We start from the raw sequence: 13,188 nt of genomic DNA on the forward strand, positions 1-13,188 counted from the left end.
CGCAGCGCGAAGAACGAAATGAGGCGAACACCAGCTGTGAGCAGCTCAACTTCCCAGTTCGGACAGAACCAGTGGCTAGTCGACGAGATGTATCAGAAGTTCAAACAGGATCCATCCTCGGTCGACGCGAGTTGGCACGAGTTCCTCGCGGATTACACGCCGGAAGCAACTGAATCCGGTAACAGTCAGGCCCCGGTCGCCTCCTCCGCTCCGTCAGCAGCCGCAGCACCGAAGGCGGCAGCTGCTCAGGCCCCAGCCCCCAAAGCCGTGGTAGCGACGGCACCGCCGAAGCCCGCCGTGGCTCCGGCGCCGGCCCCCGCTCCGGCCGCCAAGACCGTGCGCGCACCGCAGACCACACCTGCACCGGTGTCCAACGCACCGGCTACCGCCGCGCCGAAGGCTGCTGCCGCAGGCCCGGAGAACAAGGTGCTGCGCGGCCCCGCCGCCGCCATCGCCAAGAACATGTCGGCCTCGCTGACGATCCCCACCGCGACCTCGGTGCGTGCCATCCCGGCCAAGCTGATGATCGACAACCGCCTGGTGATCAACAACCACCTCGCGCGCACCCGCGGCGGCAAGATCTCGTTCACCCACCTGCTGGGTTACGCGATCGTGCAGGCGATCAAGGCGTTCCCGAACATGAACCGCCACTTCGCCGAGATCGACGGCAAGCCGAACTCGGTCACCCCGGCCCACACCAACCTGGGCCTGGCGATCGACCTCGCGGGCAAGGACGGCAACCGATCGCTGGTCGTCGCCGCCATCAAGGAAACCGAGGAATTCAGCTTCGGTCAGTTCCACGCGGCCTATGAGGACATCGTGCGCCGCGCACGCGAGGGCAAGCTCGGTGCCGACGACTTCGCCGGCGTCACCATCTCGCTGACCAACCCCGGCACCATCGGCACCGTCCACTCGGTGCCGCGCCTCATGCCGGGCCAGGGCGCGATCATCGGTGCCGGTGCGATGGAGTTCCCCGCCGAGTTCCAGGGCATGAGCGACGAGCGGATCGCCGATATCGGCGTCGGCAAGCTGATGACGCTGACCTCGACCTACGATCACCGCATCATCCAGGGCGCCGAGTCGGGCGATTTCCTGCGCACGATCCACAACCTGCTGATCTCCGACGAGTTCTACGACGAGATCTTCCACGGCCTCGGTGTGCCGTACGAGCCGATCCGCTGGCGCAAGGACATCAGCGCGCGCGGTGTCGACAAGAGCGCCCGGGTGCTCGAGATGATCGCGGCCTACCGCAACCGCGGCCACCTGATGGCCGACACCGATCCGCTGCGCCTGGTCAAGGACAAGTTCCGCAGCCACCCCGACCTCGATGTCACCGAGCACGGCCTCACCCTGTGGGACCTGGACCGCACCTTCGACGTGGGCGGTTTCCACGGCCAGGAGCGGATGAAGCTGCGCGATGTGCTGTCGATCCTGCGTGATGCGTACTGCCGCCACGTCGGTGTGGAGTACACCCACATCCTCGAGACCGATCAGCTCAAGTGGATGCAGGAGCGGGTCGAGCAGAAGCACGTCAAGCCGACGGTCGCGCAGCAGAAGTACATCCTGAACCGGCTCAACGCGGCCGAGGCGTTCGAGACCTTCCTGCAGACCAAGTACGTCGGCCAGAAGCGCTTCTCACTCGAGGGCGCCGAAGCCGTCATCCCGATGATGGACGCCACCATCGACCAGTGCGCCGAGTACGCGATGGACGAGGTCATCATCGGCATGCCGCACCGCGGTCGCCTCAACGTGCTCGCCAACATCGTCGGCAAGCCGTACTCGAAGATCTTCACCGAGTTCGAGGGCAACATGAACCCGGCGGCCACCCACGGCTCCGGCGACGTGAAGTACCACCTCGGTGCGCACGGCCAGTACCTGCAGATGTTCGGCGACAACGAGATCGCGGTCTCGCTCACCGCCAACCCCTCGCACCTCGAGGCGGTCGACCCGGTGCTCGAGGGTCTGGTCCGCGCCAAGCAGGACCTGCTCGACAAGGGCGACGGCCCCGACGGTTTCTCGGTGATGCCGCTGATGCTGCACGGTGACGCCGCGTTCGCCGGTCAGGGCGTGGTCGCCGAGACGCTGAACCTGTCGGGTCTGCGTGGTTACCGCGTCGGCGGCACCATCCACATCGTGGTGAACAACCAGATCGGCTTCACCACGGCGCCGGAGAACAGCCGCTCCACCGAGTACTCCACCGACATCGCGAAGTTCATCGGCGCGCCGATCTTCCATGTCAACGGTGACGACCCGGAGGCCTGCGACTGGGTGGCTCGCCTCGCGGTCGACTTCCGCCAGAAGTTCCGCAAGGACGTCGTCATCGACCTCGTCTGCTACCGCCGCCGTGGGCACAACGAGGGCGACGATCCCTCGATGACCCAGCCGGAGATGTACGACATCATCGACACCAAGCGTTCGGTCCGTAAGGCCTACACCGAATCGCTGATCGGCCGTGGTGACATCTCCATGAAGGAGGCCGAGGACGCGCTGCGCGACTACCAGGGTCAGCTGGAGCGCGTGTTCAACGAGGTCCGCGAGCTGGAGAAGTACATTCCGGAGCCGTCGGAGTCGGTCGAGGACGACCAGAAGGTGCCCGCCACCGTGGTCACCGCGGTCGACAAGTCGGTGCTGCAACGTATCGGCGACGCGTTCCTGAACACTCCCGACGGTTTCAACGTGCACCCGCGCGTGAAGCCGGTGCTGGAGAAGCGTCGTGAGATGGCCTACGAGGGCAAGGTCGACTGGGCCTTCGCCGAGCTGCTCGCCTTCGGCTCGCTGATCGACCAGGGCCACGATGTGCGCCTGACCGGTCAGGACTCGCGTCGCGGCACGTTCACCCAGCGGCACTCGGTCATCATCGACCGGATCAACGCCAACGAGTACACCCCGCTGCACAACATCGGCTCGGAGAAGCCCGGTTGGTTCGCGGTGCACGACTCGGCGCTGAGCGAGTACGCCGCCGTCGGTTTCGAATACGGCTACTCCCTGGGCAATCCCAACGCACTCGTGCTCTGGGAAGCGCAGTTCGGTGACTTCGTCAACGGCGCGCAGTCGATCATCGACGAGTTCATCTCCTCCGGTGAGGCCAAGTGGGGCCAGCTCTCCGACGTGGTGCTGCTGCTGCCGCACGGCCACGAGGGTCAGGGTCCCGACCACACCTCCGGTCGCATCGAGCGGTTCCTGCAGCTGTGCGCCGAGGGCTCGATGACCGTGGCGGTGCCGTCCACGCCGGCGAACTACTTCCACCTGCTGCGTCGCCACGCGCTCGACGGGATCCGTCGTCCGCTGATCGTCTTCACCCCGAAGTCGATGCTGCGCAACAAGGCTGTGGTGTCCGACGTCAAGGACTTCACCGAGTCGAAGTTCCGTTCGGTGTTCGACGAGCCCACCTACGAACAGGGCATCGGCGACACCACCAAGGTCAAGCGCATCCTGCTGACCTCGGGCAAGCTCTACTACGAGCTGGCCGCGGAGAAGGCGAAGCACAAGCGCGAAGACGTGGCCATCGTCCGGGTCGAACAGCTCTACCCGATCCCGACGTACCGCCTCAACGAGGCACTGGCCAAGTACCCCAACGCGACCGACATCGCCTGGGTCCAGGAAGAACCGGCCAACCAGGGCGCCTGGCCCTTCTTCGGTCTGAACCTCCCCGAGGTGCTGCCCGAGCGCCTGGGCCGGCTGCGTCGCATCTCGCGTCGCGCCATGTCGGCCCCGTCCTCGGGTTCGTCGAAGGTGCACGCCGTGGAACAGGCCGAGATCATCGGCGAGGCTTTCGAGCCGACCACGTAAGTTCTTCACAGCACGACCGACGCCGGGTGGATCATCGCGATCCACCCGGCGTCGGCCGTTTCACACCCGCGAAGGTGTACACCCCAAGGTGTACACTGGGCGACATGGACGATCAACTCAGCATCCGCGAGGCTCGGGCCCAACTTCCCGCCGTCGTCAGCGCCGCCGCGAACGACGGCCAAGTCACGGTCATTACCCGCGCGGGCGAACCTGCCGCTGCCGTGGTCCCGTTGTTCATGCTGGCCAAGCTCGAGGAATGGGAAGACGAACAGTTGGGCCGGATGGCAGACGCGGCGCTCGCCGAGGGCGGGGAACCCACGAACGCGACTGTCGGCCAGATGATCGACGACATTCTCGCCCGCGGCCACGCAGGCGCCGCGTGAAGTACGAGCTCTGTTGGACGCCCGCCGCCCACCGGGCACTGAGATCGATCCCGCAGCACGATGCGCTCCGCCTACTCATGGCGCTCACGCTCCTCGGCGATGATCCTTATCGGCGCGACGGCGTCGACGTCAAGGCATTGACCGGTCGCGACGGCTTCCGGTTGCGTGTCGGCAACTACCGACTCGTCTATGAGGTCGACGACGGCAAATTGATCATTCTCGTGGTGACGGCTGGACATCGTCGCGACATCTACGAGTAGTCGCGACATCACATCCCGAGTGCGAAAAGCACGGTGACCCTGAGTGACCGCGTGCCGTCCAGCCCGACACAACCCCGTCGACCTGTTCGACGCGACAGGCGTGAAGGCCGACCAGCAGGCGCGCGCGACCAACCTGATCCGCAGCACCCTCGATGGCCTACCCGCCTTCGCTGACGTGAATTCCGTTGGTGCCCTTGGCTTCCGCTCGATCGGTGACTCGGCGACCGGCTACGAGCACTACATCAATATGAGCTACATCCGCGACAACAACTTCCTCGATCCCGCCCACCCGGAGTCGCTGGTCTATCGGGTCGACGGCCCCGACCGCACCCTCGTCTCGGCGATGTACATCGCCAACGGCAAGAAGATCGACGACCCTGCCCTGGTGGACTTCGGCGGGTCCCTGATGCAGTGGCACGTGCACGACAACCTCTGCTGGAAGGCGGGCGACAACGGTCCTGTGGTCGCCGGTGTCCTCGACGCGGCGGGAAACTGCCCGCCCAACTCCATCAACCCCGGCTCGGGCAACCCGATGGTGCATGTATGGATCGCCCCGCATGAGTGCGGTCCGTTCGCGGCGCTCGAAGGTCATGGCGCAGGTCAGGCGAGCGCCGACGGCCGCCGCACCGACACGTGCAGCCACGACCACGGCGGCGGCCACAAGTAGGCGGTCGCCGGCGAAACCCACCGGTTGTCCGAGCCGCTACCCGTTGTCGCGGCGGTGCACGAGCGCCGCGGCGGTGAAGAGTAGCGATCAGCCGGGCTGGACCCAGCGACGCAGGGCGTCGACGGTGGTTTCCGGAGAGGTGTTGAAACAGAACCGGATTCCGGGCGCGAGGTCGGACGCGACATTGATCAGCCGCTCGAACAGCAGGGTGTGTTCGGGGGCCATCCGCACACCGGCGCCGATCATCGCGACCCGGAACTCACCACCCGCCGCGCACTCGCGCAGTGCCGCTTCCGCCGCATCGGGGTCGGCGGGGAGCTGACAGCTGACGATGTCGAAACCTGCTTCGCGCAAGGCGGATTCGCCTGCGGCGATGCGGGCGGTCAGGGTGGATTCGTCGAGCTGCGGGTAGTTCGAGTAGTCGACGGCGCTGGGGTGCAGGCCGATCGACAGCACGGTGTTCGTATTCCGCTGTGCCACTGGGCTCTCCGTTCTCATCAGGTAGGCGGTGACACCGAGGCCGGCGAGCACCGCCACGAGCAGTGCGCCCGCTTTCACCACGGTGCGGCGCCCGTTCGGTCGAAGAATCCGCCTGTCGGGCCGTCCCCGTCGGCCGTTGCCACGGCCACGACGGCGTCGGTGCCCTCGGTGACGGTCTGGAAACCACTGTGCCCGTTGAGGTCGGTGGCGGTGTAGCCGGGATCGATCGCGTTGACCTTCATCTCGCCGAGTTCGCTCGCGTACATGACGGTGAGCATGTTCAGCGCGGCCTTGGTGCTCGGGTAGCCGAGGGCCGGTGGCAGCACGCCGCTCCATTTCGGGTCAGTGACCATGGCGATCGTGCCGACGCTGCTGGAGACCATCACGATGCGGGGACGGTCGGACAGGCGCAGCAGTGGCACGAACGCGTTGGTCACCCGGACCGGGCCGAAGACGTTGGTCTCGAACACTTCTCGCAGGTCGTCGGGCCCGGTCTCCGACGGCGCGGTGCGCGGACCGCCGATGGCCGCGTTGTTGATGAGCACGTCGAGGCGACCCGCCGTGGCCTTCACGATGTCCACGGCCGCGGCGACGGAGTCGTCGGACGTCACATCGAGCGGGATGAATCGAACATCGAAACCGGCCGCGGTGAATTCGGCGGCCGCTGCCTCGCCGAGCGCGGCGTCGCGGGCAGCGAGGAACACCTGCCAGCCCGCTTCGGCCAGCCTGCGCACTGTTTCCCGGCCGAGCCCCTTGTTGGCCCCGGTGACCAGGGCAATCGTTGTCGTCATGCCTCCAGAATCTCGCCGACGCGACACGGTCTCCAGTGCTGGGTCGGCCTAGGACTGGCGGTACCACCCCCGCACTCCCGTCCTGCGGCACCATGGGAGAGGTGGACAGAGCGGAATTGGCGACGGTACTGCGCACCGCGCGTTCTCGGCTGACCCCCGCCGATGCGGGACTGCCGAGCGGATCACGCAGGCAGGTGCCCGGATTGCGGCGCGAGGAGGTGGCGAGCCTGGCCGGTGTCAGCGTCGATTATGTCGTGCGACTCGAACAGGGTCGCGGACCCAAACCGTCCGAGCAGGTACTCGGTGCGTTGACCAGGGCGCTGCGCCTCACCGATGTCGACCGCGATCTCGTCTATCGGCTCGCCGGGTCCGAACCGCCGCAGGCAGGACGGATTCCGATGATGATCCGCCCCAGCGTGCTGCGACTGCTGGATCGCCTGGCCGATCTGCCCGTGCTCGTCCTCTCGGCCAAATCCGATGTCCTCGCCTGGACTCCCCTGGCGGCGGCCTTGTTCGGTGATTTCTCCGCGATCCCGCCTGCCCAGCGCAACATCATGTGGCAGCGTTTTCTCGGCACCGGCATGGGCCGCATCGTCCTGACTCCCGAGGAGGCCGACAGCAATGCCGCCGCCTGCGTCGGCTGCCTGCGCGCGGTCGACGCGACCTACCCCGACGACCCAGGTCTGACCCGCCTACTCACCGAACTACGCACCGGCAGCACCGAATTCGAGGCGCACTGGCAGGCAGGCCGCTCCAGCGTCATGCACAGCCTCACCAAAACCATCGCCCACCCCGACCTCGGCGCCCTCACCCTCGACTGCGACGCCATGCACGTCCCCGACACCGACCAAACCGTCATCATCTACTCCGCGACACCCCACACCCCCACCGCCACCGCCCTCGACCTGCTCCGGGTAACCGGCCTCGAATCCTTCCACTGAACCCCTTCAGACCGCTCGATCCAGCACCGCCGCACGGATTTTCGCGACCGCGGCCTGGGGGTCGTCGGCCCAGAAGGCGACGGTGCTCACCGTGAAGTCGCCGTGTGGGGTGGGAAAGGTCTGGGGTTCGGTCAGGATGACGCGGATGTTCGTCGAGCTGCCGATGATCACGGCGAGCGTCTGGTCGCCTGTTCCGGTGAGCTGCAACGATTTCGCGCCGTCGTAGGCTCGCAGGTCGTGCCGGATCGCGCGGATGTCGGTCAGCGAGATGTCGAGGCCGACTCGGCGCAGGTAGCGCACGCGCAGCAGTTCAGCGGTGAGCACGTGGGGGTATATATGGTGCGCGGCCAGCATTCCGGCCATCCACAACAATCCCCAGACCCCGAGCGTCAGCGCGACGATCCGCGCCGCGGGCCACGGGATCAGCAGGTGAACCGCCGGGATCTCCACGGCGCTGACCACGATGAACGCCCAGATGACCGCCGATACCGCGCCCGCGTACCGAATCGGTGTGCCGCCGCCGGTGTCCGGACGCCGGGCGACTACCCGCGCCAGGCTCACCCAGATGTCGACTTCGAGACGAACGAAAGACCGTGCGAGCTGGGCGATCGGGCGCATGGGACCCTCCTTTTCAATACACTCGCATTGTAAAGAGGTGAACCACAGCAATACAAGTGCATTGTGAAAAGATGGGCGGATGCCGAAGCGGGTGGATCACAGTTCTCGACGCGCGACGATCAGCGATGCGGTGATGCGCCTGCTCGCCCGCGACGGTCTGGAGTCGATCAGCCTGCGCCATGTCGCCACCGAGGCAGGGGTCTCCGCGGGCCAGGTGCAGCACTATTTCCCCAGCAAGGAGGCGATGATGGAGTTCGCGACCACCACCATCGCCGATCGGATCGCCACTCGAATCTCCGCAGCGGGCCCCGACCCCGATCTACACCAGCTCCTCACCGCACTGCTCCCCACCGACCCTGAATCGGCCGCCGACGCCCGCATCCTGATCGGTTACCTGGCCTTCGCCACGGTCCGCCCCCAGATCGCCGAAACGCTGACAACGAACGGCCTCGGCTTCCGCGACCACGTCGCCGGCATGATCACCCACCACCCCGACCCGACCGCCGCCGCCGAATCCCTCCTCGCCCTTCTCGACGGACTCGCCCTGCACGTCACCATCGGCCAGCTCTCCCCGGAGAAGGCTCGAGCGCTACTCATCGCAGCAATCGATCAGACGCAGGGCTATCGCCAACGGGAAGCACTCGGACGGCTGAAGCAGCTCGATCGCAACCCGTTCCTCACCGACGATGAAGCGGCAGCCGGTCAGGACGAATCCCGCCGATCGTGACAGCCCCGATTTTCAGGGCTACCGGTCGGTCGTTTTCGAAGGAATCGTTCTTGTCGCCCACTCTGCGGCAACACTTTTCGAAATATGGGAGACAGCGTGTCGATCAGGAAATTTGTCATGGCCGGTATGGCGATTGCCGCGTTGGGGGCCATGGCACCTGCTACCGCGATGGCCGCGCCGACAGCAGCCGCGCCGGTCGCCGAGACCGGCAGTGCCGATGCGACCAGTGGGAGTGGCGTGTTGGTGATGCTCATCGAGGAGTTCTTCAAGCCGTGCCCGTTCAGCAGCACGGTGTGCCCGACCACCGACAACTGAGTCCGCTGCACAGGACCCCGCCGATACGTTCGGCGGGGTCCTGCGTGCCAGCTGTCGAGCGGCTTACGCGGACGCCGGTTCACCCAGGTCAGCGTCGACTCGGCATGCGGCTACCGCGGCGGCGGTTTCGGCCATCACCAGTTCCGCGTTGATCTGCGCACCGGCCATGGCGCCTGCCGCCGCGGCGGCGCCGACTTGGGCGGATGGGTCGGTGGCGTTGCCCGCGATCCAGACGCCGGGGACCGAGGTGCGGCCTACGGGGTCGGCGGGGATGTGGTCGCCTGCGCCGGAGGGGTGCGGTTCGGGGACCAGGCCGAGGTCGGTGAGGAAGGTGGCGCGGGTGTTCATGCGGGGTGCCACAACCAGGGCGTCGCGTTCGATGACGGTGCCGTCGGCGAGCCGGACGCCCGTCAGGCGGTCGGTGCCGAGCACCTCGACGACCTTGCCGTCGACGATCCGAATGCCGCGGGCCACCAGCTTTTCCGCGTCTTCGGCACTCACCGGATCCGCCGTGTGGGACAGGAAGACGATGTCGTCGCTGAGCTGACTGAACAGCAGCGCCTGGTGCACCGACATCGGTCCGCTCGCCAGCACGGCGATGCGCTGGTCGCGCACTTCCCAGCCGTGGCAGTACGGGCAGTGCAGTACATCGTGACCCCAGTGTTCGCGCAGGCCGGGGACGTCGGGGAGCTCGTCGGCGAGTCCGGTGGCGACGAGAACGCGCCGGGCCCGCGCGGTGCGACCGTCGGCGAGGGTCACCACGAATTCCCCGAGGTCGGTCGCAGTCGCGGCGCGGTCGACCGCGACAACCGCACCCGACACCACATGTCCGCCGTATCCGCGCACCTCGGCGCGCCCGAGCTCGAGCAGCTCCAACGGCGACATCCCCTCGCGTCCCAGCAGTCCGTGCACCCCCTGAGCAGGCGCGTTGCGCGGCGCCCCCGCGTCGATCACGGCCACCGAGCGCCGTGAGCGCGCCAGCATCAGCGCCGCGTTCAGCCCGGCGGCCCCGCCACCGAGCACCACTACGTCGTACGAATCGTTCAGCTGTGTCATCTCGACCTCCTTCGAGAATCCACAGTGCATCCCATCGACAAATACTGGCAACCTTCTTTGCCGACATGGCAAACTGGACAGCATGGACGACCTCGATCACACCCTCGACTCGGTCGGCCCCCGGCTGCGCGCTCTGCGCAAACAGCGCCAGACCACCCTCGCCGACCTCTCCCAGGAAACCGGCATCTCTGTCAGCACCCTGTCCCGACTCGAATCCGGCGCCCGCAAGCCAACTCTGGAGCTACTGCTCCCCCTGGCCAAAGCGCACGGCGTCACCCTCGACGAACTCGTCGACGCCCCGCCCACCGGCGACCCGCGCATCCACCTGCGCCCGATCACCCGCCACGGCATGACCATGCTCCCGCTCACCAAACGCGCGGGCGGCATCCAGGCCTTCAAGATGATCATCGCCCCCGGCGCGCGTAATCGCCCCGACACTCCGCAGGTCCACGAGGGCTACGAATGGCTCTACGTGCTCAACGGCCGCCTGCGCCTGATCCTCGGCGACAACGAAGTCATCCTCGCCCCGGGCGAGGCCGCCGAATTCGACACCCATGTCCCGCACTGGTTCGGTGCCGCCGACGAACAATCGGTCGAATTCCTCAGCCTCTTCGGCAAACAGGGCGAACGCGCCCACTTCCGCGCCCGCCCGAAGGGTTCCGCCGCACAGCGTGCGACGGGCCAGGACCAGGCCTGACCCGCCGCCGTGCTCAGCCGAGCGTGAAGCTCGCGCGGCCGGAGATGTGCTCGAGCTCCTGATGCTGCGGCAGGGTCTCGTCGGTGGTCACGATCCACGCTTCCACCCGGCCCTTGCCCGGCCCGGTTCCCATGCCGACGATGATGCTGTCCGGCAAATTCACCAGCTGACCGTTCTCGACGGCATGCGACTGCCCGTCGCTGTAGCCCGAATCCAGATTGCGGAAGCGCACGGCCACCCGGTATCGCTGGCAGAAGTCGCCGGTCTGGGTGATGCTCACCTGCACCCCGAACGAGCCGGACCGCTCCTGCGGCACAGTCTTGGCGTTGATGATGGCCGCACAGTTGGCGCCGGGGATCCGGCTGATCGTTGGCGTGAACTGGACCACCGGATCCGAGGGGAGCGCGGTTGCCGGACCGGCGAATCCGACCAGCGTGGCGGCAGCGGCAACAACCACGGCCGAGAACTTTCGGTAAGTGCTGTTCGTGAGAGTCATACCCTCTACTTCGGGCCGGAGCAGCCTCCCGTTAGCCACCATAACGGTCTCGATTTCGCAACCAAACATGGTGTGCCACAGCATATTTGACAGTGTCGGCACCCTTCCCATGCAGCTGCTGAGGCGGCCGCAACCCGGGATCCTCGTACCCTGTTCGCGACACGCCATGCGGTCCGTTAACAGAGATCTCACCCCGCGCGACGCCGGCAGGTTCGCCGCACCCGCGCCAGCGCTGACGATCCAGGCACTGGCCCGGCCCGCGCCCGAAATCGGCCGTGCCGTGCCGTGATCAGGGCCCGACTCACCACCGCCTACGGCGCCTACCATGAGGCCGAATTCTCACCGGTTCCGACGCCACCCATTCGGGGGGATGTCCATTGAATTCGACCCGTTTAGAATTCGACTCAGGAGAAATTCCGAACGCTGGCGATATCGTCATTGCTCGCGTGGAATAGTCGGCCGCATTGGCAAATGAGGTATACGCCATGAATTCACAATTCCCGGATCCCGGCCATCCTGTGCCGTATCAGCGAATTTTCATTTCGGAGACAGGTTGCCGATAGCATGACGCTGCAATATCGACTTCGATGGCTTTCACTACACGGCGTACCGCGGGTAGTACTGCGCGTTCAGTCCCGGCGCGGCGACATCTTCGCCCGGATGATGGGGCCGGAAGGTATCGCCGACCCTCACCCCTACCTCGAACAGATCAGAGCGCAGGGCACGCTGGTGAAGACACCGCTGCCCTGGGTGACCTGCGACCACGCGCTGGCCCGGGCGATCCTGCGGGACAACAGGTTCGGCGTGCGCAGCTCTGCGAGGATCGAGATACCCGAGCTGTTGCAGAAGCTGGCGAGCCGGGTGCCGCCGCCGGCGAATCCGGCCGATCCACCCGCGATGCTGCGCCTGAACCCGCCGGAACACACCACGATGCGCCGACCGGTCGTCTCGGCGTTCACCCCGCGCGCGGTCAACAAGCTGCGCGACCGAGTCGAGACCGTCACCGAGGAGCTCCTCGACGCATTGCCCGCCGGTGAGTCGGTCGATCTCGTCGAGGCGTTCGCCTCGCGGGTGCCCATCGCCATCATCTTCGAAATGCTCGGCATGCCCCGCGAAGACCAGGAGAAGTTCCTGCACTGGGGCGAGGCCATGACACCCATGCTCGACGTCGGCATCTCCTGGCGCACCTACGACCGCGCCATGCGCGCCGCCCAAGAACTCAACGACTACCTCGACCGGCACATCGAGCGGCTGCGCCGAGAACCGGGCGACGATGTCCTGAGCAACATGATCAAGGGCGGTGACCTCGACCATTACGCGCTCAAGGCGAATACCAGCATCATCATCGGCGCCGGCTTCGAGACAACCGCCAATTTGATCAGCCATGCCGTGACCCTCCTGCTGACGCACCGGGAACAACTCGACCGGCTCAACGCGGAGCCGGAACTGTGGCCCAACGCCGTCGACGAAGTACTGCGCTACGAGCCGCCGGTGTTCATCACGGCCCGCTCCGCGCTGACCGATCTCGAACTGGCGGGCGTCCCATTGCCCCAGGGCGCCATGGTCATGCTGTCGCTCGCCGGCGCGAACCGTGATCCGGCGGTGTTCAGCAACCCGCACCGGTTCGATGTCGCCCGTCCGAATGCCAACGAGCACTTGGCCTTCAGCAGCGGTGTCCACGCGTGTTTCGGCGCCAATCTGGCCCGGATGGAAGCCGGTCACGCACTGCGCGCCCTGTTCGCCCGCTTCCCCGATATGCGCTCGGCCGCCCCACCCCGGCTCCGCTCGCAGCTGACTTTCCGTGGCTACGAGCATGTGCCGGTCGAACTGGGCCGCAGCGTGGGTGCGACGCCTTCCGCATCGATCGAGAATTAGATTCCGCTCACAAAGACGAACACGCCACCAGAAGCAGTCGATTTCTCCGCTGCAGTGAAAACAACGCGTGTGCCGTCGATCGATATTTCGCCA

Annotated in this window: 14 protein-coding genes; 9 read left to right on the plus strand and 5 right to left on the minus strand. The window is 66.4% G+C overall.

From position 1 onward, the window contains the following. Positions 1-18: 18 nt before the first annotated feature. From ACFWO8_RS01095 to ACFWO8_RS01110, 4 genes are all read left to right on the plus strand, one after another. Positions 19-3,789 carry a multifunctional oxoglutarate decarboxylase/oxoglutarate dehydrogenase thiamine pyrophosphate-binding subunit/dihydrolipoyllysine-residue succinyltransferase subunit gene (locus ACFWO8_RS01095; RefSeq protein ID WP_378940466.1) on the plus strand — a complete coding sequence of 1,257 codons (3,771 nt, stop codon included), beginning with the start codon at positions 19-21 and terminating at the stop codon, positions 3,787-3,789. A 104-nt stretch (positions 3,790-3,893) separates the two neighbouring features. After that, positions 3,894-4,172 carry a type II toxin-antitoxin system prevent-host-death family antitoxin gene (locus ACFWO8_RS01100; RefSeq protein ID WP_378940467.1) on the plus strand — a complete coding sequence of 93 codons (279 nt, stop codon included), beginning with the start codon at positions 3,894-3,896 and terminating at the stop codon, positions 4,170-4,172. Then, positions 4,169-4,432: a type II toxin-antitoxin system RelE/ParE family toxin gene (locus tag ACFWO8_RS01105; protein ID WP_378940468.1), complete on the plus strand. Its 264-nt coding sequence runs from the start codon at positions 4,169-4,171 to the stop codon at positions 4,430-4,432. Before ACFWO8_RS01100 ends, ACFWO8_RS01105 begins: the two co-directional genes overlap by 4 nt. Before the next feature lie 43 nt (positions 4,433-4,475). Further along, entirely contained in the window at positions 4,476-5,099 is a 624-nt protein-coding gene (locus ACFWO8_RS01110) for a hypothetical protein (protein WP_378940469.1), read from the plus strand. 87 nt (positions 5,100-5,186) lie between these two features. On the opposite strand, the gene ACFWO8_RS01115 is transcribed toward ACFWO8_RS01110, so the two are convergent. Beyond that, on the minus strand, positions 5,187-5,660 hold the full coding sequence (locus ACFWO8_RS01115) for a hypothetical protein (RefSeq protein ID WP_378940470.1): 474 nt from the start codon (positions 5,658-5,660) through the stop codon (positions 5,187-5,189). Continuing rightward, on the minus strand, positions 5,654-6,370 hold the full coding sequence (locus tag ACFWO8_RS01120; RefSeq protein ID WP_378940471.1) for an SDR family NAD(P)-dependent oxidoreductase: 717 nt from the start codon (positions 6,368-6,370) through the stop codon (positions 5,654-5,656). Before ACFWO8_RS01120 ends, ACFWO8_RS01115 begins: the two co-directional genes overlap by 7 nt. Positions 6,371-6,471: 101 nt before the next feature. Here ACFWO8_RS01120 and ACFWO8_RS01125 point away from each other — a divergent pair, with 101 nt between their 5' ends. Further along, the gene (locus tag ACFWO8_RS01125) at positions 6,472-7,311 is read left to right on the plus strand and encodes a helix-turn-helix transcriptional regulator (protein WP_378940472.1); all 840 of its coding nucleotides are present in this window, start codon (positions 6,472-6,474) and stop codon (positions 7,309-7,311) included. Between the two features lie 6 nt (positions 7,312-7,317). On the opposite strand, the gene ACFWO8_RS01130 is transcribed toward ACFWO8_RS01125, so the two are convergent. Next, positions 7,318-7,929 carry a hypothetical protein gene (locus ACFWO8_RS01130; RefSeq protein WP_378940473.1) on the minus strand — a complete coding sequence of 204 codons (612 nt, stop codon included), beginning with the start codon at positions 7,927-7,929 and terminating at the stop codon, positions 7,318-7,320. A 79-nt stretch (positions 7,930-8,008) separates the two neighbouring features. On the opposite strand from ACFWO8_RS01130, the gene ACFWO8_RS01135 reads away from it, so the two are divergent. Next, the gene (locus tag ACFWO8_RS01135; RefSeq protein ID WP_378940474.1) at positions 8,009-8,656 is read left to right on the plus strand and encodes a TetR/AcrR family transcriptional regulator; all 648 of its coding nucleotides are present in this window, start codon (positions 8,009-8,011) and stop codon (positions 8,654-8,656) included. A 96-nt stretch (positions 8,657-8,752) separates the two neighbouring features. After that, on the plus strand, positions 8,753-8,971 hold the full coding sequence (locus tag ACFWO8_RS01140) for a hypothetical protein (RefSeq protein ID WP_378940475.1): 219 nt from the start codon (positions 8,753-8,755) through the stop codon (positions 8,969-8,971). Positions 8,972-9,034: 63 nt separating this feature from the next. Here ACFWO8_RS01140 and ACFWO8_RS01145 read toward each other — a convergent pair whose 3' ends face one another. Next, positions 9,035-10,027, minus strand: a complete 993-nt coding sequence (locus tag ACFWO8_RS01145; RefSeq protein WP_378940476.1) for an NAD(P)/FAD-dependent oxidoreductase — start codon at positions 10,025-10,027, stop codon at positions 9,035-9,037. Between the two features lie 82 nt (positions 10,028-10,109). On the opposite strand from ACFWO8_RS01145, the gene ACFWO8_RS01150 reads away from it, so the two are divergent. Next, positions 10,110-10,724 carry a helix-turn-helix domain-containing protein gene (locus ACFWO8_RS01150; RefSeq protein ID WP_378940477.1) on the plus strand — a complete coding sequence of 205 codons (615 nt, stop codon included), beginning with the start codon at positions 10,110-10,112 and terminating at the stop codon, positions 10,722-10,724. 13 nt (positions 10,725-10,737) lie between these two features. Here the strand turns inward: ACFWO8_RS01150 and ACFWO8_RS01155 are convergent, their stop codons facing one another. Further along, positions 10,738-11,220, minus strand: coding sequence for a hypothetical protein (locus tag ACFWO8_RS01155; RefSeq protein ID WP_378940478.1), 483 nt, complete (start codon positions 11,218-11,220; stop codon positions 10,738-10,740). Between the two features lie 564 nt (positions 11,221-11,784). On the opposite strand from ACFWO8_RS01155, the gene ACFWO8_RS01160 reads away from it, so the two are divergent. Beyond that, positions 11,785-13,095, plus strand: coding sequence for a cytochrome P450 (locus ACFWO8_RS01160; RefSeq protein ID WP_378940479.1), 1,311 nt, complete (start codon positions 11,785-11,787; stop codon positions 13,093-13,095). The last annotated feature ends 93 nt before the right edge of the window (positions 13,096-13,188 follow it).

This window comes from Nocardia sp. NPDC058480 (assembly GCF_042720495.1).
Taxonomy (GTDB): Bacteria; Actinomycetota; Actinomycetes; order Mycobacteriales; family Mycobacteriaceae; genus Nocardia.

Excerpts from the sequence above, each read along its gene's own strand:
- ACFWO8_RS01120 (WP_378940471.1), bottom strand. The coding sequence starts at position 6,370 with ATGACGACAACGATTGCCCTGGTCACCGGGGCCAACAAGGGGCTCGGC.
- ACFWO8_RS01135 (WP_378940474.1), top strand. The coding sequence starts at position 8,009 with ATGCCGAAGCGGGTGGATCACAGTTCTCGACGCGCGACGATCAGCGAT.
- ACFWO8_RS01130 (WP_378940473.1), bottom strand. The coding sequence starts at position 7,929 with ATGCGCCCGATCGCCCAGCTCGCACGGTCTTTCGTTCGTCTCGAAGTC.
- ACFWO8_RS01160 (WP_378940479.1), top strand. The coding sequence starts at position 11,785 with ATGACGCTGCAATATCGACTTCGATGGCTTTCACTACACGGCGTACCG.
- ACFWO8_RS01150 (WP_378940477.1), top strand. The coding sequence starts at position 10,110 with ATGGACGACCTCGATCACACCCTCGACTCGGTCGGCCCCCGGCTGCGC.
- ACFWO8_RS01100 (WP_378940467.1), top strand. The coding sequence starts at position 3,894 with ATGGACGATCAACTCAGCATCCGCGAGGCTCGGGCCCAACTTCCCGCC.
- ACFWO8_RS01145 (WP_378940476.1), bottom strand. The coding sequence starts at position 10,027 with ATGACACAGCTGAACGATTCGTACGACGTAGTGGTGCTCGGTGGCGGG.
- ACFWO8_RS01155 (WP_378940478.1), bottom strand. The coding sequence starts at position 11,220 with ATGACTCTCACGAACAGCACTTACCGAAAGTTCTCGGCCGTGGTTGTT.
- ACFWO8_RS01095 (WP_378940466.1), top strand. The coding sequence starts at position 19 with ATGAGGCGAACACCAGCTGTGAGCAGCTCAACTTCCCAGTTCGGACAG.